The 26,247-nt window shown below is 45.4% G+C and carries 22 protein-coding genes; 15 read left to right on the forward strand and 7 right to left on the reverse strand.

The features are described from left to right. Positions 1 to 66 precede the first annotated feature (66 nt). Positions 67 to 1,071 carry an ABC transporter substrate-binding protein gene (locus tag TCA2_RS23440; RefSeq protein WP_047914026.1) on the forward strand — a complete coding sequence of 335 codons (1,005 nt, stop codon included), beginning with the start codon at positions 67 to 69 and terminating at the stop codon, positions 1,069 to 1,071. Between the two features lie 84 nt (positions 1,072 to 1,155). Here TCA2_RS23440 and TCA2_RS23445 read toward each other — a convergent pair whose 3' ends face one another. The 3 genes from TCA2_RS23445 to TCA2_RS23455 form a co-directional block, all read right to left on the reverse strand. Then, on the reverse strand, positions 1,156 to 2,085 hold the full coding sequence (locus TCA2_RS23445; protein ID WP_052512282.1) for a DMT family transporter: 930 nt from the start codon (positions 2,083 to 2,085) through the stop codon (positions 1,156 to 1,158). A 132-nt stretch (positions 2,086 to 2,217) separates the two neighbouring features. Further along, complete coding sequence (locus TCA2_RS23450) at positions 2,218 to 5,031, reverse strand: DUF5689 domain-containing protein (protein ID WP_047914027.1); 2,814 nt, start codon at positions 5,029 to 5,031, stop codon at positions 2,218 to 2,220. Positions 5,032 to 5,286: 255 nt separating this feature from the next. Next, entirely contained in the window at positions 5,287 to 7,023 is a 1,737-nt protein-coding gene (locus TCA2_RS23455; protein WP_047914028.1) for an ABC transporter ATP-binding protein, read from the reverse strand. A 189-nt stretch (positions 7,024 to 7,212) separates the two neighbouring features. On the opposite strand from TCA2_RS23455, the gene TCA2_RS23460 reads away from it, so the two are divergent. The 6 genes from TCA2_RS23460 (at position 7,213) to TCA2_RS23485 (ending at position 14,995) form a co-directional block, all read left to right on the forward strand. After that, positions 7,213 to 8,673: an ABC transporter permease gene (locus TCA2_RS23460; protein WP_081872788.1), complete on the forward strand. Its 1,461-nt coding sequence runs from the start codon at positions 7,213 to 7,215 to the stop codon at positions 8,671 to 8,673. Positions 8,674 to 8,693: 20 nt separating this feature from the next. Next, entirely contained in the window at positions 8,694 to 10,193 is a 1,500-nt protein-coding gene (locus TCA2_RS23465) for an ABC transporter permease (RefSeq protein ID WP_047914052.1), read from the forward strand. A 42-nt stretch (positions 10,194 to 10,235) separates the two neighbouring features. Next, complete coding sequence (locus TCA2_RS23470) at positions 10,236 to 12,059, forward strand: ABC transporter substrate-binding protein (RefSeq protein ID WP_047914029.1); 1,824 nt, start codon at positions 10,236 to 10,238, stop codon at positions 12,057 to 12,059. 378 nt (positions 12,060 to 12,437) lie between these two features. Continuing rightward, the gene (locus TCA2_RS23475; RefSeq protein ID WP_047914030.1) at positions 12,438 to 13,019 is read left to right on the forward strand and encodes a hypothetical protein; all 582 of its coding nucleotides are present in this window, start codon (positions 12,438 to 12,440) and stop codon (positions 13,017 to 13,019) included. Between the two features lie 52 nt (positions 13,020 to 13,071). After that, a complete protein-coding gene (locus TCA2_RS23480) occupies positions 13,072 to 13,701 on the forward strand; it encodes a DedA family protein (protein WP_047914031.1) in 630 nt (209 codons plus the stop codon). A gap of 49 nt (positions 13,702 to 13,750) precedes the next feature. Continuing rightward, a complete protein-coding gene (locus TCA2_RS23485; RefSeq protein WP_047914032.1) occupies positions 13,751 to 14,995 on the forward strand; it encodes a cytochrome P450 in 1,245 nt (414 codons plus the stop codon). A gap of 134 nt (positions 14,996 to 15,129) precedes the next feature. On the opposite strand, the gene TCA2_RS23490 is transcribed toward TCA2_RS23485, so the two are convergent. From TCA2_RS23490 to TCA2_RS23500, 3 genes are all read right to left on the reverse strand, one after another. Then, positions 15,130 to 15,762, reverse strand: coding sequence for a hypothetical protein (locus TCA2_RS23490; protein ID WP_047914033.1), 633 nt, complete (start codon positions 15,760 to 15,762; stop codon positions 15,130 to 15,132). 29 nt (positions 15,763 to 15,791) lie between these two features. Beyond that, the gene (locus TCA2_RS23495; RefSeq protein ID WP_047914034.1) at positions 15,792 to 16,256 is read right to left on the reverse strand and encodes a hypothetical protein; all 465 of its coding nucleotides are present in this window, start codon (positions 16,254 to 16,256) and stop codon (positions 15,792 to 15,794) included. Positions 16,257 to 16,373: 117 nt separating this feature from the next. Next, positions 16,374 to 17,567, reverse strand: coding sequence for a GTP-binding protein (locus TCA2_RS23500; RefSeq protein WP_274520948.1), 1,194 nt, complete (start codon positions 17,565 to 17,567; stop codon positions 16,374 to 16,376). A gap of 158 nt (positions 17,568 to 17,725) precedes the next feature. Between TCA2_RS23500 and TCA2_RS23505 the strand changes: the two genes are divergently transcribed. The 8 genes from TCA2_RS23505 to TCA2_RS23540 all read left to right on the forward strand — a co-directional run bounded on the left by TCA2_RS23505 (position 17,726) and on the right by TCA2_RS23540 (position 25,587). Next, a complete protein-coding gene (locus tag TCA2_RS23505) occupies positions 17,726 to 18,433 on the forward strand; it encodes a response regulator transcription factor (protein ID WP_047914036.1) in 708 nt (235 codons plus the stop codon). Continuing rightward, positions 18,430 to 19,413, forward strand: coding sequence for a sensor histidine kinase (locus TCA2_RS23510; RefSeq protein ID WP_047914037.1), 984 nt, complete (start codon positions 18,430 to 18,432; stop codon positions 19,411 to 19,413). The genes TCA2_RS23505 and TCA2_RS23510 overlap by 4 nt, the downstream gene beginning before the upstream one ends. 201 nt (positions 19,414 to 19,614) lie before the next feature. Further along, positions 19,615 to 20,364, forward strand: a complete 750-nt coding sequence (locus TCA2_RS23515) for an ABC transporter ATP-binding protein (protein WP_047914053.1) — start codon at positions 19,615 to 19,617, stop codon at positions 20,362 to 20,364. Further along, positions 20,361 to 22,304 carry an ABC transporter permease gene (locus TCA2_RS23520; protein WP_047914038.1) on the forward strand — a complete coding sequence of 648 codons (1,944 nt, stop codon included), beginning with the start codon at positions 20,361 to 20,363 and terminating at the stop codon, positions 22,302 to 22,304. The genes TCA2_RS23515 and TCA2_RS23520 overlap by 4 nt, the downstream gene beginning before the upstream one ends. 50 nt (positions 22,305 to 22,354) lie before the next feature. After that, on the forward strand, positions 22,355 to 22,969 hold the full coding sequence (locus TCA2_RS23525) for a DedA family protein (protein ID WP_047914039.1): 615 nt from the start codon (positions 22,355 to 22,357) through the stop codon (positions 22,967 to 22,969). A 44-nt stretch (positions 22,970 to 23,013) separates the two neighbouring features. Further along, entirely contained in the window at positions 23,014 to 23,871 is an 858-nt protein-coding gene (locus TCA2_RS23530; protein WP_047914040.1) for an undecaprenyl-diphosphate phosphatase, read from the forward strand. Between the two features lie 395 nt (positions 23,872 to 24,266). Further along, positions 24,267 to 24,983 (forward strand): DUF3153 domain-containing protein, encoded by a 717-nt coding sequence (locus TCA2_RS23535; RefSeq protein ID WP_047914041.1) that lies wholly within the window; start codon positions 24,267 to 24,269, stop codon positions 24,981 to 24,983. Positions 24,984 to 25,209: 226 nt separating this feature from the next. Continuing rightward, positions 25,210 to 25,587, forward strand: coding sequence for a hypothetical protein (locus tag TCA2_RS23540; protein ID WP_047914042.1), 378 nt, complete (start codon positions 25,210 to 25,212; stop codon positions 25,585 to 25,587). Positions 25,588 to 25,733: 146 nt separating this feature from the next. Here the strand turns inward: TCA2_RS23540 and TCA2_RS23545 are convergent. Then, on the reverse strand, positions 25,734 to 26,247 hold a 514-nt coding region (locus tag TCA2_RS23545; protein WP_047914043.1), incomplete at its 5' end, for a GTP pyrophosphokinase.

Raw genomic sequence — 26,247 nt, forward strand, 5'->3', positions numbered from 1 at the left:
TGCAAATGATAATGAGAATTGTTATCATTCTTTAAGTGATTTACATACAAATTAGGGGGAACCAACATGTCGAATTCCAAAAAGAAAATCGTCTCGCTTCTGGCGAGCTTGCTGCTCGTGTCCACATTTCTTGCCGCCTGCGGCAGCAGTGAATCGGGTACAGATAGTAACACATCTCCAAACAATGCTTCACAAGCTGAGACGGAAGCACCTGTGAGCGAGGTTGAAGAACCGACAGAGAGAACTGTAACTGACGCTATGGGTCATGAGGTTACCATTCCAGCAAATCCAGAGCGCGTACTCGCGACTTATCTGGAAGACAACCTGGTTGCTCTCGGTGTAACTCCAGTAGCACAGTGGTCTGTAGCTAACGGTATTCAGGATTACCTGCAAGGCTCGCTAAAGGATGTTCCAACCATTCCACACGATCTTCCATTTGAACAAGTAGCGAGCTTTGAACCTGATCTGATTATCCTCGATTCGGCAGATATGGCGAGCGGAGATAAATATGAGCAATATTCCAAGATCGCTCCTACGTATGTTATTGGTTCAGAACAGAACAATGACTGGAGAGATGAGCTCCTCAAGATCGGGGAAGTGCTTGGTAAGGAAGAAGATGCACAGAAAGCGCTTGATGATTATGACGCCAAGGCCGCTGAAGCCAAAGCTGCGCTTAATGAAGCTGCAGGCGGTGAATCCGCTGCTGCCATTTGGCTCGTATCCGATCAGTTCTATATGGTAAGCGAAGATTTATCCAGCGGTACAGTAATGTACGATGATCTTGGACTTGCTGTTCCTGAGGTTGTGAAGGAAATTTCGACAACGGGTACTGGCAACTGGCTTCCAATTTCGCTTGAGAAGCTGGCCGAGCTTGACGCAGACCACCTCTTCCTGATCAACAGTGATAAAGGGGCAGGCGGAGAAGCATTAAACGATCCGTTGTGGAAGAACATTCCGGCTGTGAAGAATGGCAATGTGTACGAATTCAGTGCTGACACAAGCTGGCTCTACACCGGTACGGTGGCCAATACCCAAATCGTTGATAGCATTGTAGAGAGCATTACAAAGTAAAATTCGGATCATAAAAAAACCTTTGAGATCAGTGTGAACCTATCACACCGCTCAAAGGTTTTTTACATTTATTATATAATCCCCTTATGAGGAGTAGCTTTCAATTGGATTTGCTCCGCTCTCTTCCTGCCGCTTCCGGCCTGCGACCTGAGGATAGGCGATTCCGATCAGAATGACGGTAATACCGATCCATTGCAGGGCGGATACCCTCTCATTAAGCACGAATATAGAAGCAAGTATGGCAACAGGAAGTTCTCCAGCGCTTAGAATAGAAGCCAGTCCAATACTAATCTTTGGTGCACCAAGAGCTAGCAGAAGCACCGGTATGACAACACCGAAAATACCAAGGATCAGTCCGTATATCCATAATCCATTCTCTAAAGAAACCTGCAATACAGCTGATGGGCCATACATCGTGACATGAAGCAGCAGCAGGAGCAGCAAACTCCCTGTTGAGGTGAAGAAGCTTCTTGAAATCGTAGGCATTGCTGTCTCGACCCGGCCACTGAAAAATATGAACAGCGCCATCATAACCGCAGCCATGAGCCCAAGAAATACCCCCTGCACACTCAATTCCATTGGATTCGCCCCAATAACACCTCCAGCCAGTACGGTGCCCAAGAGCAATAACAGAATGGATATGACCGTTGCTTTGGAAGGTCTTTGCCGTGTTGTGATGACTTCTATGACGACCCCTATCCAAGTAAATTGAAACAGCAGCACCACGGCGATCGACGCAGGAATACTCTGCAGTGACAAATAGTAAAACACTCCTGTCAAACAAGTGCATGCCCCCACACCGGCAAGACGAATAAATTGTCCCAGCTTCACCTTTTTCCTGGAGAAAATAAGCATGAGAATCAGCATGATCAGCCAGCCTGATCCAAACTGCCCAAGGGTCACCTCCTGGAATGTAAACCCCTGCTGGTAGGCAAGCTTAACGATGCTCGACAAAATCCCAAACGAGCAAGCTGCCAAAAACACATAAAACGAGTTCTTCATAAGTTGTAACAAAGCTGTTAACCTCCATAAAAAGACCCCGCTCCTATTGTTTTAGAATCCAGAAAACAATAAAAGTGGGGTCCAATTCACGTTCTATTTAATTACAGAATAAATATTAATCTAATTTGTATGGATTGTAAACCTCTATTTTACCGTTACAACGATCTTGTCTGTTTGTGTAACGCCGGCATCGTTAACCAGCTCCGCAACATATTCATAGGTTCCAGCAGCGCGATTCTGAATGGCAATCACCGCTTGCTGACCATTAGGAGAGCTCGGCACAAGTGTTGTAGCCTCGAGGAGCTCTCCGTTCTCATATAGACGATAAGTATGAGCGTTTGTTCCCCACCACAAGTTCATGAATACGGAGTAGTTGCCATCGTGATCCCAGTTGTCATTAGAGAGTACTGCTTTTCCTGGATTCGCATCGGTCACCGTAACAACAAGCTCGGAGCCTGTAGTCGTTCCATAAGTATTCGTCAGTTCGTAAGTATATACGTACGTACCATTGCTTTTGCCCGTAATCGAGGTCGTTGCTGTTTGTCTCTCCGGAGACTTGTCACTGAGCTTCTGCTGATCAATGAGTTCACCGTTCTCATACAGCTTGTACTCTGTTGCATTGTTTCCCCACCACAAATTCATCGTTACATCATAATTCCCATTTCTCAGCCCAGTGTATCCGTGATTGCTCGTCAGTGCAGCATGTCCAGGCACACCGCCAGCAAGTACCGGTTCTTCTGGAACCTCTGGTTCTTCAGGCTCTTGAGGCTCTTCCGTTTCTTCCGCCGGAACAATATCCTCCATCCCCCTTGGCTTTAACTGATAATTCCCACGAAAAATAGTAGAAACTCCAGTAATGCTGACTTGGTCGCCTTCCTGATAAGGGAACTCTTCGAGGCTTAGTCCTGTTCTAGTATCTACCCGAATATGATTCGTTTGATCCGAGACCGCATCAAATTCAAAAGATCCCGTCGGAGCAGCCGTGATGATGTTCTGAATGGTTACATTCTTTAATGTAACGAGCTGACCTTGGTTACTATCATTGATCGCTGTCACTTCCTTGGATTGTGGAAGATCAGCGGTGCCTGTCTTCTCAATAGAGACAACATCAGCCAGCTCAAGCTCAGTATTATACAGTGTTAAAGGTGCAGTAATCTGCACCTTATCACCTGTATTGAAGCCGCTTTGTGTTTGATAAACATAAATCCCTGCTGTTTCATCCTGAATGTAGAACGCCTGACCGCCAAATGCACCGGGCTGAGTTGTAATTACACCCTCAACTTTGACCACAGTGCCTTCAGGCTGGAGACGTGCTTCACTGATCGGAATTAAGCTTATCTGGGGAGACTCCTCTTCTTCATCGGGTAACGGTTCGGCAGTTACATTCGCAATCGTCACCGGGGAAGTCAGGAGGTTGGAGCCGTTTTGTCTAAGTCTTAAGCTCGCAGCACCTGTCGTTCCCGGTTTGATCTGTACCGTCAGATCCTTGTAAGCCGTACCTTGACTATTGGCTGTCACACTGAAGGTCTGACTATAGCCGTATGCGCTCGGCCACGTGCCATTCTCATTCTGTACCTTCGCAACTTGTGTTCCACCTGCCAAATAAATTCCGGCACTATATCCTGATACCGTACTGTTCGGCGCAAGATTGTTGATCACGACCCGAATCTGGAACGTTTCTGCATTCGGAAGCTCGTCTTGGTGAACAAAGCTGTAAGCCGGGTTCGACGGTGCTGGAGTTGTGCTTCCATAAGATCCTGGCTTGAACGTCGATGGATCCCACCACTTGTAGCCTGCTGCAGGTTGAGACCAAGGCTCTGCTTGAGGCTCCGTTGATGCAGCCGGTTCTTCAAAAGCAAGCAACTCTGTCGGCTGATCGAGCTCAAGACCGGAAATCTCTGTCAGATCCGTATAACTCTCTTGATCTGTCAACCAATTCATCAAATTCACCAGCAGCACCGCATCATCCTGCTCCTTGAAGCCATCATACGTCGTCTTCTTGCTTCCTGTTTCTTCTCGAACATACTTCGGTGTGGCGTCCTCGACCGGTGAGGAATCACCTATAAAGGCTGCTTTACCCTGGCCTACTTTAGATACGGCCACATAAGGTCCTTCCTCAATGCCGCCGCCATTGTATACGCCCTGATCTACTGCATTGCCCCATGCCTCATTCGTCTCAGGCACGTACACGATGCCCTTTGCCTTCTCCGGGTCAGTAATAGCAAGCGTGGAGCCCGCATGCATCGCTACAGAGTCTACCCCTTCGGTTATGCCGAAGGATTGTTCTGGTTCCACAATGACATTCGCATCCACATCGCCAAGTGCGTTATAGCGGAAGCGGACACCAAAATTATCCGACAGCCAGTCCGAACTGACGACGCCTTGCATAGCGGCCGAGTTCTTCTCCTCAGTACTCATTCCCTTGGCGGGATCTGTCCAGGCGCCTCTCCGATACCCGTTGAAGGATTCAGAGCCATCCCAGCGGTTCTTGTTACGGTCTGCATTATAATGATCACCGATGAAAAAGATGCTTCCGCCCTGCTCTACATATTGTTCCATGGCTGCTTGTTCACTTTGTTTGAAAGGGACATTCGGTTCTGCGATGACAAATGCATCGTAATCAGACAAGTCGCTTAGTGTGATCGGAGTGGATTTGCGTAGCTCTTTGACATAGAAACCATCGGCTGCCAAAGCATTGCCAAAATCGGAAAAACCACCGTCAATAACCCAATCTGCCGCACCTGCCGTCTGTGCATGCGTATTATCAAACAATATTTTCTTTCCGGCATTCTCGTTAACAACCTTTGCGTTGATATATGGTGCCGGATCCGCAGGACCTTCTGCATGAGCGGAAGGAACGTCAATCCCCCATCCTGTGTGAATAGTAGCCGCAAGGGATAATGCGGTAACCGCTTTAAACCATTTGCTGCGTCTGATTAATCCCGAAGCTTCTCTCATCCTTCTCCTCCTAATAGTAAATATTTGGTATCTAGCAATTTATTCTATCATTTGATTAATAAAAAATATCGTACATTATGTAAAATACAGATCAATTTAATCAGCTCTTCCCTGAGGATATTGCAGCATTTTGTAGTTTGGTGACGAATTCACTGCATTCTTTATCATTCATCTTACAAAAACAAAAAAACCGTCTTATTTTGAAAGACAGTTTTTTGGCTATAGCATCGAATCCATTTCATAATATTCAATTTATTAACCTGCAGGTATAGCGACAAAATGACCTTTTGACACTTCAACCAGCTGCGAATTTCGCAAATTGTACCTATCCTCACTTGTCTGCTCTTCCAGGAGTCTTCTTGTCTTCTGGGCTTCAACCTTGGGATCCGGCACAGGGATTGCAGCAAGCAGTGACTTCGTATATTCGTGCTGCGGATTGGAGTACAGCTGCTCACTTTCAGCAAGCTCCACGATCTTCCCGGCGTACATAACAGCCACCCTGTCGCTAATATGCTTAACCATCGAAAGATCATGGGCAATGAACAGATAAGTCAGCCCAAGCTTATGCTGCAGCTCTTCAAGCAGCTTCACTACTTGAGATTGGATCGATACGTCCAGAGCAGATAACGGCTCATCACAGACGATAAACTTCGGCTCGACCGCAAGCGCACGTGCAATTCCGATTCTTTGCCGCTGTCCGCCAGAGAATTCGTGCGGATAGCGGTCTGCAAATGCCGGATCGAGGCCGACCATATCCAGCAGCTCCTCTACTCTCTTCTTACGAGCTTCCTTGCTGCCGCTAAGACCATGCACATCCATTGCTTCACCAATAATATCGACAATTTTGAATCTCGGATTCAAAGACGCATAGGGATCCTGAAAGATCATTTGCATGTGACGGCGCATCATTTTCATTTCCTTGGCCTTTAATCGGTTGACGGGCATGCCTTGATACAGCACTTCACCTGCCGTCGGCTCATGCAGTCTCAGTATCGCTCTTCCTGTCGTTGATTTGCCTGAACCCGATTCACCAACGACGCCAAGCGTCTCGCCTGGTTTAACGTAAAAGCTGATATCGTCAACGGCTCTAACTACCTTTCCTTTGCCAAGATCAAAATATTGTTTAAGCCCATTCACCTCCAGCAGAGGTTCATTGCGAAATGGAGTAATAATCTGAGGTGCCGGCTTCGGCTTCTTCTTCTCATCCAGTCTTGGCAATGCATTCAGCAGCTTCAAAGTATAGGGGTGCTCAGCCTGCTCGAATATTTCCGCTGTCGTTCCCTTCTCTACAATTTCTCCATCCTTCATCACCACGACACGGTCACACATTCCGGCTACAACGCCTAAATCATGCGTAATCAGTATAATAGAGGTTCCGAATTTCTCTTGCATATGCTTCATGACATTTAAGATCTGGGCCTGAATGGTAACATCCAGTGCCGTCGTCGGTTCGTCCGCAATCAGTAATGAAGGTCTGCATGCAAGCGCGATGGCAATCATCGCACGCTGTCTCATCCCTCCCGAGAATTCATGAGGATACTGATTATACCTTGCCTCTACTTCCCTAATTCCGACCAGCTTCAGCATTTCGATCGCTTCCTGTTTCGCTTCCTTCTTCGACATGTTCCGATGCTTGATCAGACTTTCGGCAATTTGCTTGCCAATCCGGATCGTTGGATTAAGAGAGGTCATCGGATCCTGAAAAATCATGCCGATGTCTCTTCCACGGATCGATTCCATCTCCTTCTCCGATTTGTGAGCCAAATTCTGACCCAGGAACAAAATCTCCCCATCCTTCATGCGGGAAGGAGGTGATGGCAGCAGCCTCATGATCGAGCGGGCAGTTACACTCTTCCCGCTTCCGGATTCACCGACAATTCCCAGGGTCTCTCCCTTCTTCACATCAAAGCTGATCCCTTTAACTGCATCAAATTCCCGTTCCTGTGATCGGAAGGATACTTGCAAATTATGAACCTGTAAAATAGTCTCCACGATGTTCACCTGCTTATAAAGTTAATGAATAGAATTCAATCTCTTAACATCTGAGAGTTATGAAATTGATAAATGAATTGACCTTATGTAAATTTTGTCACTCTGGTGATTGACAAGGTTCTAAACCGCAAATAAAATATACTATATTGATCGGAATAATGCAATTTCTTTAGAAAGGAGGTAAACGATATGGAAATTGCGAGATCACCGGAACCTTCCCAGTCACCTGTGCATTTCCGTTTTTCAGATATTATCAGTGAAGCCTATGGCAAAATGCTGCATCGCCCCTTGTATGCCTGGGCACTGATCATCCTGGGACTGCCTGTTCATTTGGTCACTTTCTTCATTCATTGGTCTCGGAGAGGCAAACAATCTTCCTCTTCACTCATGGAGCAAATTAGAACAGAGCTGATCGCTTCAGGCGACCGGGATGAATTGAAACGAAAATACATAACCCAGCTGGAGCGCAAGCATGCTTTTTTCAATCAGAAGGTATCAGCAATACAGCTTGAAGCAGAGGCTGAACAATGGACAGAGGAATCTTTCCAGTCCGCAGTGTTGCTCCAGGCTGAAGAACGAGGAAGAGCCCTTGGTCTGGATCAGCGAAGCTATCATCAGAGGTTTCAGTCCTGGCTGCAGCAGCCTTTGTTCCTTGGTATTTCATTACTTCCAGGACTATTGATGTACATACTTATTCTTCTGTACAGCAACCCCTACGTGAAGTATATCTTTGAGAGACTGATCATGAGCTTTTTCGTCATCATCGGAGTCACCATTGCAGTATTTTCAATCCTGTACCTATCTCCATTCGATCCGGCTGCCAACATTCTCGGCGAAGGGGCGACGAAGGAGCAAATCGCGAATTTTAATCACATTTACGGTCTGGATCAGAGTTATTTCGCACAGCTGTGGAACAATCTGAAGGGAATAGCGTTGTTTGACCTCGGTACTTCCTACACCGGCAATGAAGATGTAGCGTCGAGTATCGCACGTAAATTTCCGATTACACTTACTTTGACCCTGATATCACTTCTTATGGCCATCATCATTGCGATTCCTGTAGGCATAATTTCAGCAACCAAGCCTAATTCCTTTTTTGACTACACCTTTATGTTCGTCGCACTGATCGGTCTATCCATCCCGAACTTCTGGCAAGGGCTCATCTTTATTATGAACTTCTCAATTAAGCTGGGCTGGCTTCCCGCCACCTTTAATCCTGAGAATGCAGCTTCGATCATCATGCCGACCATTGTGCTCGGTACCGGCCTTACCGCCGCCGTTGCTCGAATGACCCGTTCTTCTACATTAGAAGTCATTCACGAGGATTACATTACTACAGCCAAAGCAAAAGGACTTAGTAGAAGAGCCGTACTCTGGAAGCATGCCGTGGGCAATGCCATTATCCCGATCATTACGGTCATTGGGCTTCAGTTTGGCGGAATGCTCGGCGGTGCTGCAGTAACGGAGAAAGTGTTTAACATCAGCGGTATCGGAAGCTACATCGTCGATAAGCAGTTTATACCTGATATCCCTGGTATTCTAGGGGGAGTCGTATACACCGCAATCACGATCTCCATCGTTAATGTCATTATCGACATTTTGTATGCGTTCTTTGATCCTCGGATCAGATCCAGAATGAAACAATATTAAAGCAGGTGCTTCTTATGTCCATGGTATTAAAGCATGCTTCTCGTTCCGGACAGCTTAAACTATCTACCGAATATGTACAATCTCAATTTACATGGGTTGTCTCTCTTGCTCTAACGCTGATCTTTCTATTTAACAGTTTCGATTGGGGCACCGGCAGTATGCAGACTATTGGCTTCACTGCTTTTGCAGCCTATGGCCTGTTTACGATTCTGCAGATCATCATCACTGTTCTTATAAGGAAAGATCTGATGAAGCATGGCGAGATCCGCGGCTCTACAAGAGCGCTGGGATATGTGCAGCTGCTGTCCGTTGCGACAGGTAACATTTTTATCGTCGCTTCCGCATTCCATTTGATCAAGAAGAAAAAGTCCGCCGAGTATACACTCGCTGTATACCTACTTCTTACTCAGCTGTTTGTCATTGTATTATCTGCGTTGAATCTATTTAAGCCTTATGTGTCCGACACATTTCTTCCTGCCATGTTTGTACTTGCGGTCGTCCTTCTGTTCGATCTCATCGTCCTTGGCTTGACAGCGAAATATGTCAGCTATGATCAGGCACCAAATTGGATGGTTTACATCGCAGTTCCACTGATCATCACGAGCATTACAGGCAACCTGTTTGCTTTACTGTTAGGTGTGAGTCTGCTGATTAAAGTACGCAGCTCTTATACGGTAACTTCCGGCAAGTGGGAACGCGTGTGGGGGAAAATTACGCAAAATACGACTTCGATGCTGGGTCTATTTTTCATCATTCTGATGTTCGCCATATCGGTATGCAGCTATTTCACATTTGACTATGATATGGCCATCGAGAACAATTACAGCGCTATCTTGCAGACACCAAGTCTGAGCTATCCCTTGGGTACCGATCATTTCGGTCGAGACTTGTTCTCCCGTATCGTGTTCGGTGCAAGAATATCGCTCATCGTAGGCTTCATGTCTACCTTAATTCCGGTTATTATAGGCGGAATACTTGGAGCACTAGCAGGCTATTATGGTCGACGTGCTGACAATGTAATTATGCGTTTACTGGACGTTCTGTACGCTATTCCCGGTATATTGCTGGCCATCGCTATCATCGCTGCATTTGGTGCAAATACAACGAACTTGATCATTGCACTCAGTGTCGGCTCGATACCGACCTACGCAAGAACGATGCGCGCTAACGTACTCATGGTATCGAATTTCGAGTATGTCGATGCTGCCCGAGCCTTTGGCTCAAGCAACCTGTCTATCATTTTCAAGCACATTGTACCAAACTCGCTTGCGCCTATGATTGTCAAGTCGACACTTACGATCGGCGGAGCTGTTATCGCAACTAGTAGTCTGAGTTACTTGGGATTAGGCGTAGAGCCTCACATTCCGGAATGGGGCAATATTCTGAAGGTGGGCAGTACTTATCTTGAATCTCACTCTTATCTCGCCATCTACCCAGGTCTAGCGATCGTTGCGCTTGTCTTGTCGTTCAACTTCTTGGGAGACGGACTGCGTGACGCCCTTGATCCCAAGCTTGATTAAAGCCATCATGTTCATTCATACATTATAAGGAGGAATTTTCCCATGAAAAAAAGTCTACTGCCCCTCTTGCTTGCACTCGTTATGGTTGTAGCAGGGTGCTCTGTCAATACGAAATCGGATGTTGCGGAGCAAAATGAACCTACAGCTAACGAACAAACGCCCGAAGCCGGTGCAGTTCAAATCGAGCTGCTTGCTACCAGTGCCAATGAATCCGATGTCAATATTATTCGCGATCAGCTCGTGAAGAACGGATTTGACGTCAAGCTGAACCTGCAGCCGGACTACGGCAGCTTCAAAGCTCAGCAGGATGCAGGCAATTATGATGTAGCCCTCTCCAGCTGGACTACGGTCACAGGGAATCCGGATTATGCTGTCCGCTCTTTGTTCAAGAGCGGCGGAGATTACAGCATCATGGCAGATCCCGAAGTTGACAAATTAATTGATGAAGCAAGTACACAAGCACCTGATGAATATCAGGCGACGTACAAAGCTCTTGAAGATTATCTGGTCTTCGACAAAGCTTATATCGCACCGCTCTACATCTCTCTGAAGAGCCAAGGTATTAACCAAGACGTACTGAATGCAGATACCGTCCGACTGTCCAAATCCCGTTCTCAGGTATGGGAATCCATTGACTTCAATGATACCAGCAAGCGTGACACAGACCCGCTGCTCCTTACACAATCCATCTCCACTCTGACTTCACTGGATCCAATTAAGGGGAATGACGGTTCAATCAACGCATTGAATACCAATATGTATGTTCGTCTTGTCAATCTGACAGACGATGACCAAATTACTTCAGAAGGCTCATTGTCCTTAAACAATGTCATTGCTGAAGGAAATTCAGAATACTATTTTGTACTGCGTGACGATATCCATTTTGCCAAAATTACGGATAAGCAAGCTGCAGATTCGGGAGAGCGCGTCGGAGCAGAGGATGTTGTATTCTCTCTGAATCGTGCTAAGGATCCTAACTCCGTTCCGGATCACCGCACCTACTCTCTGCATGAGCACATTCAAGATGTTGAGATCGTGACCGATCTGGCTGCACTTGAAGGTGTACAACAAGCAGGCAGCGGAGACAGCGTGAAGCAAGCACTTGAGACTGGCCTTGACGGACAAATTACAGAGCTTGTCGCTGACAAAACACAGGCAGATAACAAAGCAGGCAAGTATCAAGTTGTGAAGCTGACGACTACAGAGCCTTTCCCTCAGGTTCTTAACTATCTGGCTCACCAATCCGCAGGAATCGTGTCCGAGAAGCAAGTGAAGAGCATCAACACTTATGATGTAGCAAGCTTCGACGTTAACAAGGATATTCCTTATGGTGATCAAAACACAGTAACCGAAGGCGACAAGTACAACAATACGCTATATGCGAGTGGTCCTTACATTCTGTCCTACAAGAATGACTACGAAGCTGTATTCTACAAAAACCCGGGCTATATGACCGGAACTGAGCATGAGCCTAAGATTTCAACGGTGATCGTGAAGTTCATTAAAGACGCTGACAGTGCTCTCTCTGCTCTTCGCAGTGGTGAGATCCATATGTATTACGGTGTTCCAGAAACGAAATATGATCTGGTAGAACAAGACAGCAAGCTCAAGCTTCAAACGATGGAAAGCAACGGAGTAAGTTACCTCTTGTTCAATACAAAGGGACGAGATGTAGCGGAGAGTGAAGATTTGAGAAAAGCCGTACTTTACTCCATTAATCAAGATGAGATTCTTGCCTTCTATAATGGAAACAAAATCAAAGCTTCGTCAACGGTAAGTCCGCTTGTGAAGACTGGAAATGAACTAGTAGCTGATTCGGCTAAGGTTAAAGAATTCCTTGCCAGCTATCAGGCGAGTAAACAGTAAGCTCTGTCCAGTATAGCCTTCAGTAAAAAGAGGATAGTCTCCCTAGAACCGGGAGCGCTATCCTCTTTGTTATATTAGGATTTTGTCTCTATTTTCCAGTTCGCTTAGCCTGAATTTCACCTCTTCTAACGCATAGGATCCTTTCCATGACCGTATACATAGAGATACACTCCGCACACATCACAATATGGATACTGCCCCCATATTCACATACTTCTTGAAATTCATGTTAATAAGACAATATTGTAATAATCCTAGTCTTAAGACTAGGATTCATATAGACTATAGTCAAGATGCAAAACAATACCCCAGTACGTTTATAACTGCTTGCTAACAAGCTAGAATGGGTTTATCGATTTGTTGGAGGGGAAAAGTTACATGTCAGCGAATAGTTACATTTATATCGTTCTGACTTCTTCAGGTACGTATTTTTCTAAAATGATTAAATATTATACGAAAGCACCGCTGAACCATGCGTCGATTGCTTTTGATGCTGAACTGAACGAAGTATACAGCTTTGGCCGCAAGAACGCAGCCAATCCATTCAATGCCGGACTCGTCCGCGAGGATTATCGCTCGCCCTTCTTTCACACCTCTGAGTGCGCGGTATTTAGACTGAAAGTTACAGCTGAACAATATGAAACCATGCACCACCTGGTTAAGGAAATGATGAACAAGCAGCATACTTACAAATATCATCTATTAGGATTAATCGGAGTGATGCTGCAGATTGAGCTCCATAGGGAGAATGCGTATTTTTGCTCTCAATTCGTATCCTATGTGCTCAGCCAGGCGGGTGTCTCTCCTGTTCGGAAGCCGCCTCACTTTGTAAAGCCTTCAGATTTTGAAGATGCAGATATGCTGCAAGAGCTGTTCCGGGGAAGCCTTGCTGCCTATACGAAGCAGCCCGAATCTCTTAATTCAGGCGGTATGGAGATCATTAAGGCCCGTATAATATAATGAGTATACCCTTTGTTTTACAATTTGGAACAAGATAGGATGTTTATATCAAATGGGCTATGAAATTTTATTAGACCTCATAGGAAGCATTGGATACTTTGCCTTATTCCTCGTATTATGTCTTGGCTTGATTGGTCTTCCGATTCCCAACGAAGTCGTCGTCATGACAGCAGGTATGCTTGGCGCTTCAGGAGTTCTGATCGAGGTGCCTGCTTTTTTGGCGACAGCCCTGGGAATCTGTTCGGCCATGACTGTGGGTTATGTCGTCGGACGGTACTTAACACAAACCAGTATCTTTAAAAGCTTAAGAAGAACGGAGAAGACAGAGCGTTTTTTCGCGATTTCTGAAAAATGGGTTGCCAAATATGGTGGCTTCGCTATCAGCCTCAGTCTATGTCTGCCCATATTAAGGCATGTTACGATGTATGTCGTGGGTATGAACTCCATGTCGTACCGCCGATTTGCGGCCTTCGCCTATCCATCTGCCTTTCTATGGACTCTAGTTTATTATTTGATAGGCAGAACGCTTGGAGATCATATTCTTGAGATCGGTGCGCTCATTAACCAGTACGGCATACTGATACTGATTGCATTAGTTACTCTGCTCGTCCTTTATGTGCTGTACCTGTACTTCCGCAGCAAGCAAAATCCAGAGAACAAGGAAAAGTCGATGAAGATTTGAATTGGTAAGGCTTATGATCCTAATCCTACGAAAATGGAGGCACTTAACCATGCATCATCTTGAATCGCAGCTTACAGCCCAGGAAATTGCTCATTTCTTCAGCGGTTTCCAGCCGGAACTACATAGCAATCCGTATCCATTCTATCAACGCTTGCGCAGCGAGCATCCGGTCGTCTATTTGGAGGATCGGTGGATGTGGATCGTTTCCAAATATGAGCATGTGCAGTCCATCCTTAAGAGTCCTCTCATGATACGTGAACGAGAGCGTCTCCTGACAGAGCAGGAACGAAAAGAATTACCATCTCCCCGCTATCAGAATATTCAATCCCTTGTGAAGGACTGGATGCTGTTTCGAGATCCGCCTGAGCATACCCGGCTTCGTAGTCATGTTGCCTATGCGTTTACTCCAAAGACGCTCGAGCAGAGCAGGCCGAAGATTTATTCCATTGCAGAATCCTTGGCTGATCAATTGGAATTGAACCCGGACTCTAACTTTATGCAGACCTTTGCCTTCCCGCTCCCTGTCGTTGTTATTGCGGATATGCTGGGTGTACCGGAGGAAGACCGGGAGTTTTTCAAAAAATGGTCGAACACGCTTGCCAAGCTGCTTGATGTGTCGCTGATGGATGATGATTTTTTTGAAGAGGCAGATCGCTCCTCAGCCGAAATCAGAGATTATTTTAAACAATTCGTACAAGCACGGAGAAAATCCCCTCAGGATGATATCATCAGCCAATTAATTCATGTGCAGCAGGAAGAGCACAAACTCAGTGACGAAGAGCTTATCAATAATTGTATCCTGCTCTTGGTTGCCGGTCATGAGACGACGGTGAACCTGATCGGTAATGGAACAAAGACATTGCTGGAGCATCCCGAATCCTATGAAATGCTCGCTGCTAACCCGGAGCTCACAACCTCAGCTGTTGAAGAAATGCTAAGATATGAGTCTCCTGTGCAATTCACCAATCGAGTCGCTTCTGTCGATGTAGAATATGGAGGCAAGCTGATCCCGCAAAAGGCCGAGATTCTCGTTAACCTGGGCGCCGCCAACCGGGATCCAGATTATTTTCATGACCCGGATGTATTTGATATTACTCGCAGTAAGAACCGGCATTTGTCCTTTGCAAGTGGTGCTCATTTCTGCCTTGGTGCACCGCTTGCTAGAATGGAAGCCGCTATTGCTTTCGAGGTGCTTACTCGCCGTTTTCCTCAGATGGTAATGGGTGACATACCTCCTGCGTGGCGCGATAATGTGCTGCTTAGAGGACTTGAATCCTTATATGTTAAGGTATAGAAATTACTGCATTGTCCTTATCGCAACACAACAGAAGAGCCGGTGTAGCTGAGTCATTAGATGATGACCCAGCAAACCGGCTCTTTATTTTTTCCCAATTTATAGTATACTGCAATCCTTGCCTGCGTTCAGTTCTAATATTCACCATTGCTCGTCTGTTCCAGCATCGCATACATGACATACACGGTATCATTGAATGCAATTTCGGCCTGCAGTGCTGTCTCATCATTGGGGCTAAAGCTGTTGATCCTGTTCTTGGTGTTCATCCGCTGAACACCCAATATTTGAGGTTCACCCAACTGTAGCTCAACGCGCTCCTCATCAGTGAAGCCATCGTCCCAAGCCACTGAAAAAGGAGCGTCTTCATTCATTTGGATGGAGGGTAATTCCGTAAGACTGGTACTTCCACTTCCGGCGTACAGCTTGCCGTATTTATGCTGCTGACCCTTATCCAAGATCAGGAATCCCCATTTGGTTCCTGATAACATATCAGGGTCAAACTCAGAAGCAAGCCCCAATATTTTGTCCTGCAGCTCCCCATCTAGATAAACATCTGTCCATAGGCTGATTCTCAGCAGTTGACCCTCAAGCTCTTCTGGGATTGTCAGGTCATAAAATCGGGCTGTTCCCAATCTCAGGTCATCAAATGTTTGGGAATAAGCCGCCGAATCAGAATACTCAAGCGTAACTGCACTCGAATCCTGAGCACACCCTCCTATCCACAAAATACTGCTCATCAGTAGTGCAATCCATTGATTACGTTTCACGTCTTATACTCACCTCATTGCTATAAACGTTATTTATAGTAAGAAGTTTGTTTAAAATTTCGCGCAACAGCGGCAAGCAGGTAACAAAACGACCGATTATGTCCTATATAAAAGGAAGAAACATCGTACCTGCCTCTGCCTGGTTCATACGTAACCAGAAGCCGATTTCCCATCCGTTCCATGGCATACTGCATAAAACATTCGGTAACCGGACCATCCAGCATAGTAACATAAGCATATAAGGAGTGATCATCCGCCTCATCCAATATACTGACTCCTGCACACGAAAATTCAGTTGGGATGGAAGCTTCTTGAAGTGCCATTAAAGCCGGGTATATTGCAGCATCTACGGACACTCCATTAAAATCACACAGCGCTTTGCCTGCGGTTATCGGTTTGGGACGCTCGATCCAGGCAGCCAGCTCTCTTCTCCTTCTCGTCCACAGGTTGGAGGATTGCTGACTGATGAGCAGCTCTTTCTCTGCTTCCAGCATAATGAAGCCACCACACTTCTTCATTTATATTTATTATTACTATATAGCAGCTCTTGGTTTAAATCCAACGATCGTAAGAGATCGTTCACTAGCTAACATTCCTAAATTTATTGCTTCTTAAGCTTGTGTCTGCACCCATGGTAAAGGATTTGACAGCTGAGACCAGTCCATCGTCATCTCCGCATCGGTGAGCAGACATTCGTCCAATTCAGCCTCAAGCATCGTCTGATCCATCTCAATTCCGATCATTACGATCTCATTCATACGATCTCCGAATTCGTCATCCCATTTACTTCGGAGCTCCGGTTCCTCGGATAAGAGCTCGTCCCGCTCCTGCTCCGGCAATGCTGCCACCCAGTATCCAGCTGGACCAAATTGAATAGAAGGTCCCGCTTGACTAATACTTGCCGCCATATCCTCCTGTGCTGCAATCCAGGCAAGTCCTTTAGCCCGGACAACCTCCTCCGGCCAGGTTCCCATAAATTCCGCGAGGCGCTCGGGGTGAAAGGGTCTTCTGCGTCGATAAACAAATGAACTTATGCCGTATTCATCTGTTTCTGGTGTATGTGTCTCCTTCTGCAGCTCTTTAATCCAGCCGGGAGACAGACTCGCCTTCTCAAAATCAAACCGTCCTGTATTTAAAATTTCCTTCGGATCGATCTGTCCCTGAATAGTCCGAATAAAATGTGCCTCTGGCTGCAGCTTGCGCAGAATACGCTCTATTCGAATAAGCTCTTGCTCGTGGACAAGATCGCACTTGTTCAATACAAGCACATTGCACATTTCAATCTGGTCGATGAGCAGATCTACGAGATCTCGTGTATCCTCTTCTCCAGTTCCCTGGTTTCGGTCAAGCAGACTCTCTCCGGAAGAGTAATCATGCCTGAACCGATTGGCATCAACTACGGTGACCATACAATCCAGTTTTGCATAAGACGTTAGATCAATACCTGAAGCATCGTCAGCATAATAGAAGGTCTGTGCTACCGGCATGGGTTCCGAGATCCCTGTAGACTCAATCAGAATGTAATCAAACCGCTTCTCTTCCGATAAACGCTTGATCTCATGCATCAGATCCTCACGTAATGTACAGCATATACAGCCATTAGATAATTCTACCAGATGCTCTTCTGTCCTCGACAGATTTGCTCCGCCTTTAACCAACGCTGCATCGATGTTGATCTCACTCATATCATTCACGATGACTGCAACCTTCAAGCCCTCACGATTGTTCAATACATAATTCAGCATGGTCGTTTTCCCTGATCCTAAATATCCACTAAGTACGGTAACTGGTATTTGTTCTTTCAAAGATAAATCCCCCTGCAATTCGCTTATTAGTAATGATTACGATTAACAAAAGTGAATATACCTCTCTTTCTCTCACTTGTCAACTCAAATTACTGCTTCTTTTTATCAAACCAATAAATTTGGTACAATCATTACATATTCCACGAAGGAGAATAGAAATGTTTAAAATAATGATCGTTGAGGACGACCGGTCTCTGGTATCACTGCTTGTTGAACACTTACATAAATTCGGATTTGAAACCTACGCTGTACAGCAGTTTGATTTCGTGCTTAGGGAATTCGAAGACTACCAGCCCCATCTGGTACTGCTGGATGTCAATCTTCCGAGCTATGACGGCTACTACTGGTGCAGACAAATCCGCGGTACTTCAACCTGTCCCATCGTGTTCATCTCCGCAAGAGACAGTAAGATGGATCAAGTGATGGCACTCGAAAATGGAGCGGATGATTATCTTACCAAGCCCTTTGATTATGATATCGTCATTGCCAAGCTGAACAGTCATCTGAGAAGAGCTTTCGGCTCGTATGCTGCTCCTTCCAATGACCGGACCGTTACACTTGCTGGTCTTACTCTTGATATGGAACGACTTGCCTTATTTTATATGGATCAGAAGCTTGAGATTAGTCATACCGAAGCCAAAATGATGGATGAATTCATGAGCAAGCCAGGGCAGGTTGTCAGTCGCGACCGACTATTGGAGAAGATCTGGGATGAGCATTCCTATGTAGATGACAACACACTGAATGTATACATAACACGTGTTCGCAAGAAGCTTGCCGGACTTGGATTGCCGGGTGTCCTTGAGACAATACGAGGAATAGGCTATCGTCTTCACCCGGAGCTTCAAGTGGAGTCTAAAGCATGAAGCAGGAGTTTAAACTGTTTTTGCGGGAACAAACACCTCTTATCTTTATTTACTGCATTCAACTGGCTGTCATCACGTTTGTATATTGGCTTGGCGGCTTCAAAGACTGGTCCATCGCGCTGTATGCAGCTCTACTCAGCGGTGCATTGTTTGCTTCTTATCTGACATACCGATACTTAACACACCGGCGGTTTTACATGAGGCTATCCGAGCCCGTAACCTCGGTTGAAGAGATCACTTACACTTCAGAACACGCTCCCTTGGCTGAGAGCTTACAGCAGCTTATGCTGAGCCATAATCGTGTGTATCAAACTCGTCTTCTTGGCGATATGGAGCAGCTTGATCAGCATATCCACTTTATTCATCAGTGGGTGCATCAGATGAAGACCCCTCTGTCGGTGCTCCACCTGATGAATCAAGGACGTGATGATGAAGAGTCCGCGGCGATGGGTGATGAGCTTGACCGGATGCGCAAGGGTCTTGATATGGTGCTGTATGCGGCAAGACTTGATTCATTCGAGCATGATTTATATATTGAATCCGTGTCATTAAATACCTTGGTCAGATCTGTTACTTCAGAGCAAAAACGTTTATTTATTCGTAATCATGTCTTTCCTTATCTGGAGATTGACCCTCAGCTTCAAGTGATCTCTGATGAAAAATGGCTGAAGTTTATCGTTACCCAGCTGTTGACCAATGCCGTGAAGTATTCAGTAGGCACGAACAAGAAGATCCGGTTCCGCGGATATATGCAGGAAGATCGAATTATCCTGTCCGTGGAAGACGAGGGAATCGGCATTCCGTCAGGCGATCTAACCCGTGTGTTCGATCCTTTCTTCACAGGGGAGAATGGAAGAACAGTCCAGGAATCTACTGGGATGGGGCTCTATCTGGTGAAGGAAGTAGCCGACAGACTTGGTCATTCCATCACTATAACCTCCGAACAGCACCATGGAACAACGATTCAATTGATATTTTAGTGGATGCTCAAGTGATGCTATGGGGCGATTGAATTTATTTCATAGTACCTTTAGCTGCTTCAATCAAAGGTATATAGATCAACATGATTTTGATTGTCTTACAAATCTGTAAGCTAACTGTAAGCCTGCATACTAGCCATCGCTTGGGGCGGTTCATTATAATGAGTACAACGAAATAAAGAAAGAGAGGTGACTGTGACCGTGCCGCTGTTGGAAGTACAGAACGTGTCCAAAATATATGACGGTTACTCACATGATAAAGCGCTGGACAATGTTCGGTTTCAAGTAAGAGACGGAGAGTTCGTTGGCATTATGGGACCATCCGGCAGCGGCAAAACGACGCTGCTGAATGCGATAGCGACGATCGATCCTCCCTCTTCCGGAGAAATTCGGATCAGCGGTCACAATGCATATCAAATGACGGCCGAGGAAATGGCGCTGTTTCGCAGACGCAGACTTGGCTTCGTATTCCAGGACTTTAACCTCTTAGAATCACTCACTGTAGAAGAAAATATATTGCTTCCACTGACATTTGACAATGTACCGCAGGACGAAATGCACACAAGACTTAACCATGTGTTGTCCAGACTTGGCATCGAATCCATACGCAATCGAATGATTCACGAAATTTCGGGTGGTCAGAAGCAGAAGACGGCGATTGGAAGAGCGATTATTCATGAGCCTGCCGTCGTGCTGGCGGATGAGCCCACTGGAAATCTGGATTCCAAATCGGGCAGAGATGTCATGAATCTGCTGAAGCTGCTGCATGAACAAGAGCAGGCGACACTGCTCATGGTGACGCATGATGCATACGCTGCAAGCTACTGCGAGCGTGTCATTTTTATTAAGGACGGGAAGCTGTATAACGAAATTTACAGAGGCGACAACCGGCAGGCTTTCTTCCAAAAGATTATGGATATGCTGGCACTGCTCGGTGGAGACCGCCCATGACGGTAAGACAACTTGCCTTAAGGAACGTCATCCGGGGCATCAGAACGTATGCAGCCTATTTTTTATGCAGTGCGTTTTCCGTCATGATCTTTTTTGTAAATGCCATGCTCATTTTTCATCCAGATATCAGAAGCGGGTTAAGCTCGGAAACAGCTGTTCAAGCATTTGTTGTCGCAGAATGTATGATCTTTGTGTTCTCCTTCTTGTTTGTACTGTACTCCGTCAGCTCTTTTCTCACCTCGAGAAAAAAGGAATTCGGCATCTTTATGCTGCACGGCATGACGCTGGCCCAGCTTGGCAAGATGATATTCCTTGAGAACATGATTATTGGATTGCTATCCATTATCTTTGGAACGTTTGCAGGAACATTGTTTGCCAAGCTGTTCTTTATGGCCAGTGCCAAAGCGCTTGAGATTGCATCACTGCCATTTTATCTGTCGCCGTCTTCCTTGCTGCTCACGATCGGGGCATTTGTGCTGCTATTTCTACTCATATCGGCATACACATCTAGAATGGTAAGGACAAGCAAGCTGATCGAGTTATTCCAAGCAATGCCCAGGAGGGAAAAGGCACCCAACGCCTCTCCTGTTCTATCGGCTCTGTCACTCGTATTGCTGACGATTGGGTACATATTCGCAGTTACAGCGGATACGTTTACGATCTATGACAGAGTTGTACCTGTCGTAGTGATCACGACGGCGGGAACCTATCTGCTATACTCGCACCTTGGGGTGTACTGTCTTCAGTATTTCCGGAAGACACGCGGCAGAAGAATGAATAGCAGACATTTACTGACCTTAATCGGGCTGTCTTCCCGGTTGAAGGAACAATCCCGTATGTTTTTTGCAGTGACCATGTTATCAACGATCTCCTTCTGCTCGCTTGGTGTATTTGCTTCTATTAATGTCGTGTCCGGACTGTTTGAAGAGGATTATCCTGCTGCTGTCGGATATGTATCCAAGACCGGAAATCCTTATCGTGAGGAGCATCTGTCAGAAATCAGAGCAGAGCTGAGCGAGCGAAAGCTCGACTATACGGAGGATCAAATCAAGATCAAATATGCTTCTGTACAGCCGAGCTCTGAGCATGTTGAGATCGCGAGAAATGAACTTCCTGTCATTTCGTTTGCAGATTACAAGCAGGCGGTACTGCAGGCCGGATTTACGTTGACCGAGCAAGGACCGGGCTACAATGAGGCGATCCTCATGATCAGCTCACAGAATGACCGCAGCAAGACGAGACATTGGAACAAAAGAGAATACATGCTGAATGAGCCTCAGATCGTCATTACGGAGATCGGATTCACGGATCATGTCATTATCCCCGATAATTTGCTGGATGACTTTGACGAGAGCTTTGAGGCCGTTATTATACATGACGCGTTATATCAGCAGATCAAGCAGCCTGCGAGACAGGATGTCTATACCGGCTTTTATTTGGACGACTTTACTCAAACGGCCTTTGTTGCTAGTGATTTGGCTGATCATGGCCGTACTCGTTACGATGCTCACAAGTCCTACTCCATCTCGGTCAGTGGAACCTTGTATATCTTGAGAGAAAGCATGTACCGCATCCTGCTGTTTATTGCCATGCTCCTTGCTGCCGTGTTCTTCATCGCTGCTGGCAGCTTCCTGTACTTCAGGCTGTATGCCGATCTGGATCGAGATCGGAAGCAATACCTGATATTAATGAAGCTGGGCTTAACTAACAAAGAATTCAAACGAATGGTAACCTGGCAGCTGGCAACGATGTTCTTCTTACCGACTTTCGTAGCGGTCATTCACAGCATTTTTGCATTCATTGCATTGCAGAGCTTGTTCTACTTGTCCATTGCTACTAAAATGGGAGTTGTGCTTTTTAGCTTTATGCTTGCTCAGGTGTTATACTTTTTCTTTATTAGGTTTCATTATTTAAGAAACTTAAAGAAAACGCTCCTCTAATAAATGAGGAATAAGACTAGAAAATTTATAGGATTTACAGGAGGTATATCTTGCAAAACTGGATTACTGATTTTATGGAGCAGTTTGGCTATATCGGCATTGCTCTGATTATCGCCCTTGAAAATGTATTTCCACCAATTCCTTCGGAAATCGTACTTCCTTTTGGCGGATTCATGACCACTTATTCGGACCTTACCGTTCCGGGAGTCATCATTGCAGCTACCATCGGTTCTGTTGCCGGTGCCATCATTCTATATGGAATTGGTCTGCTTCTCGATGTTGAACGTCTGGAGAAGATCATTGACCGCTGGGGCCATATCCTCCGCGTCAAAAAAGAAGACATCCGCAAGGCTGATGCTTGGTTTGATAAATACGGATACTGGACTGTTCTCTTCTGCCGCATGATTCCGTTGATCCGAAGCCTGATTTCAATCCCTGCCGGTATGTCCAACATGAAATTTGGACTATTTCTATTGTTCACCACGATAGGTACCGTCATCTGGAATACCATTCTCGTAATGGTCGGTGCGGCTCTCGGTGAGAATTGGCACTCGATAACTGAATTTATGGATGTGTACTCCAATATTGCGTACGCTGTTATTGCTGTGGTTGGTATCGCCTTTTTGATCTGGTTCTTCCGCCGCAACAAAAAACGTGCTAAATAAAATGTTAAGCTGTTACCAGATGTAAAAGGAGAAGTGAGTAATTCATGGAATTTGATTTTATTAATTTACTTAAATCGATCATTCTAGGGATCGTGGAGGGCTTAACGGAGTTTGCTCCGGTATCCTCAACAGGTCATATGATCATCGTGGATGATATGTGGCTGAACTCCAAGGAGTTCTTAACTCAATATGTTGCAAACACATTCAAGGTTGTTATTCAGCTCGGTTCGATACTAGCCGTTGTTGTCGTCTTCAAAGACCGATTTATTAATCTGCTCGGGCTTGACCGATTGTGGAGTAAGAACAAAGCTGCTGCTATACCTGCTTCGGGAACGAATCGTTTGAAGCTGATGCAAGTCATTGTTGGCTTAATTCCTGCAGGTGTGCTTGGTCTCTTGTTCGAGGATTATATCGATGAGCATCTATTCTCGGTAAATACCGTACTTATCGGGCTTGTTATTGGTGCATTCTTCATGATTGCAGCTGATCTCTTCGCTCCGAAGACACCAAGAGTAGAGACTGTAGATCAGATGAGCTACAAGCAAGCTCTATCCATTGGACTTATTCAATGCTTGTCCTTGTGGCCAGGGTTCTCCAGATCTGGTTCGACGATCTCCGGTGGTGTACTGCTAGGGATGAGCCATCGCGCTGCTTCCGACTTCACCTTCATTATGGCGGTGCCTGTCATGTTCGGTGCAAGCTTCCTGTCCCTTGTGAAAAATTGGGAGTACTTTACGCTTGATGCATTGCCATATTTCATTGCTGGTTTTATAGCTGCATTTATATTTGCACTCATCTCCATTCGCTTCTTCCTGAAGCTGATTAACCGTGTGAAGCTGGTACCGTTCGCGATCTATCGTATCATTCTCGCAGCTGTTATTTATTTCGTATTTGTAATGTAGTGAAATCATATCATTTATAAATAACAGAAGAGGAGATCCTGTAGATTCAATACAGGTCTCCTCTTCTGTTATTTTAACGAGACAGACTTAACGCTTACTGGAACTCAGCTGAATAATCATCAAGATGAGCACAAGCAGCTGGATGAGCAATTCCGCACTCATGACATTTCCCCTCCGCTATCTTAATGCTCCTTCAGCCCGTTCCCTCCTCTGCTTCCATCGGAGATCTATACGTTTCCCATACTATACCTATGCACGGAGCTCTACGATTATGATCATCAATTGCTTAAGCACTTGTCACTCTTATGGAATAAATGTCATACTTGTCCTATACAATAATGGAGCATTGCCTGGGTACGCCCCTATCTTTAGAAGTGAAAGGTCGGTTATTATACATGATTTATACTAAGCTGAAACAAATGTCCTTACCTCTTCTTCTCATGACGATCATCCTGCTGCTTACCGCTTGTGCCAAAGGTGAGGCCCATGTAACGGTAAATACAGACGGTACAGCCGACGTGAAATTTAATATTCAGATGAACAACCAAAACCTGGAAATCATCGGTCAGCCCGAGCTGATCAATAAGTTGAAGGATACCTTCATAGAGCAAGGATTTGAGACGGAGTCGGCGGCAACAGAAGATACGCAAGGGCTGACGGCTTCAAAACAGATTGACATGAGCTCTGCAGAACAGAAGCCGGAATTACCGGACAGTGTTACTTTTGCTCATGACACGAACAATAAATTCTTCTATACAACCCATCGTATCGTCGTTGATGCAGATCTGATGAGCGCCATTCCTGACAATGATTGGATAGATACACTTAACTCCATCCCTTCCTTTGTTCGCAATCTGGTGTTCAAAGAAGTGGATCTGGACTTTAAGCTTACGCTGCCGATTAAACCGGAATCCAGCAATGCAAACCAGACGAGTGAAGATAACAAAACAATGACATGGAACATTAATCCATTATCGAACAACCACCTGGAGTTAACTGTTAATGTCCCTAATATCCAAAATATTCTTATCGTTTCCATTGGTCTGCTCGTCCTCCTTATCGTCATCATCGTCATCTTAGTCATAAAAAGAAAAAAGAATAAGACCTCCTAGTGCATATAGCCACTGAAAATGCCTAGTCAGGTCTCTAAGAGACATCTTTCTCATTAGAGAAGGATGTCTCTTTTTTTCCTCCTACAAACCTTACTATGAATTTCAAATAGACATTATTAAATCTATATAAGACTATGATCCAATCGATCATCCTAATATTGGCATACTCTATCATATAGCACATGCTGCTCAGGCAGTGTGTCATATAACAAAGGAGGAGCTGCCTATGGCTAAACCCGTCTCTACCTGTAAAACATGCCCACGCTTGACTGTGTATAGTCAAGAGAATTTCAGAGGACTTCGAAGAGTATACCGTGGAAACCTCGGCATGCCCGATATAGACGTCATTCTTACAGGGATTGAAAGTCTTAAATTTTTCTCCACCAATCCGAATGCCACTCTCGTCTTATTTGATCGTTCTCGCTTTCGCGACAATTTTGTTGTCCTGCGGGGTAATCGCAGCATCCGCGAACTGGATGATATTTTGCGCAGAGGAGATGTGGAATCCCTTATCGCATCCAATCAGCGGCTAACCCTGGCACAGATTCGTGAGATCCAAAGAACCGGAGAATTGCCTCCTGGTTACCGTACAATTACAATCTGATTAAACCAGATAGATACCTCTTAGTATATATATCAATAATGCAAAATTCTGAGGTATGAAAAAAGACGAGCTCCATTCTATAAAACAGAATGGAGCTCGTCTTTTGGGTAATCGATTATCCTTTTACTAAGTAGGCTAGTTTGAGTTTATTTATTATTATCTTTGTCTGATATAAACCGATCGGCAGCTTGATCAATGATCTCCATAAAGGCATTCGGCAGCATGAATTGCTGATCCCTGATAATAATCTTTCGAGGGTCCTCCTCCTCTGCCTGGAGATCCTTGATCTCCTGAATTTCATGATGCAATCTTTCCATCTTATGATCCAGATGGTTGGCTGCATCTGCCGCGCTCTTCAGCTCTCTAAGCATATGCTCAGGAACGTCCTTGTTATATTTGTAAAATATTTTGTGCTCCAGGCTCGCCCAGAAGTCCATCGCGATCGTTCGAATCTGAACTTCAACGCAGACATTCTCTGTCCCATCAGACAGAAATACGGGCACTTCAATAATCAGATGCAAGCTCTTGTAGCCATTCGGCTTCGGATTGGCAATATAGTCCTTTACATCCAGCACTTTAATGTCACTTTGCTTCTGCAGCATATCACTGACTTTATAAATATCGGATATAAAAGAACATGTAATTCGAAGGCCAGCGATA

Source organism: Paenibacillus sp. TCA20, assembly GCF_000732325.1.
GTDB classification, from domain to species: domain Bacteria; phylum Bacillota; class Bacilli; order Paenibacillales; family Paenibacillaceae; genus Paenibacillus; species Paenibacillus urinalis.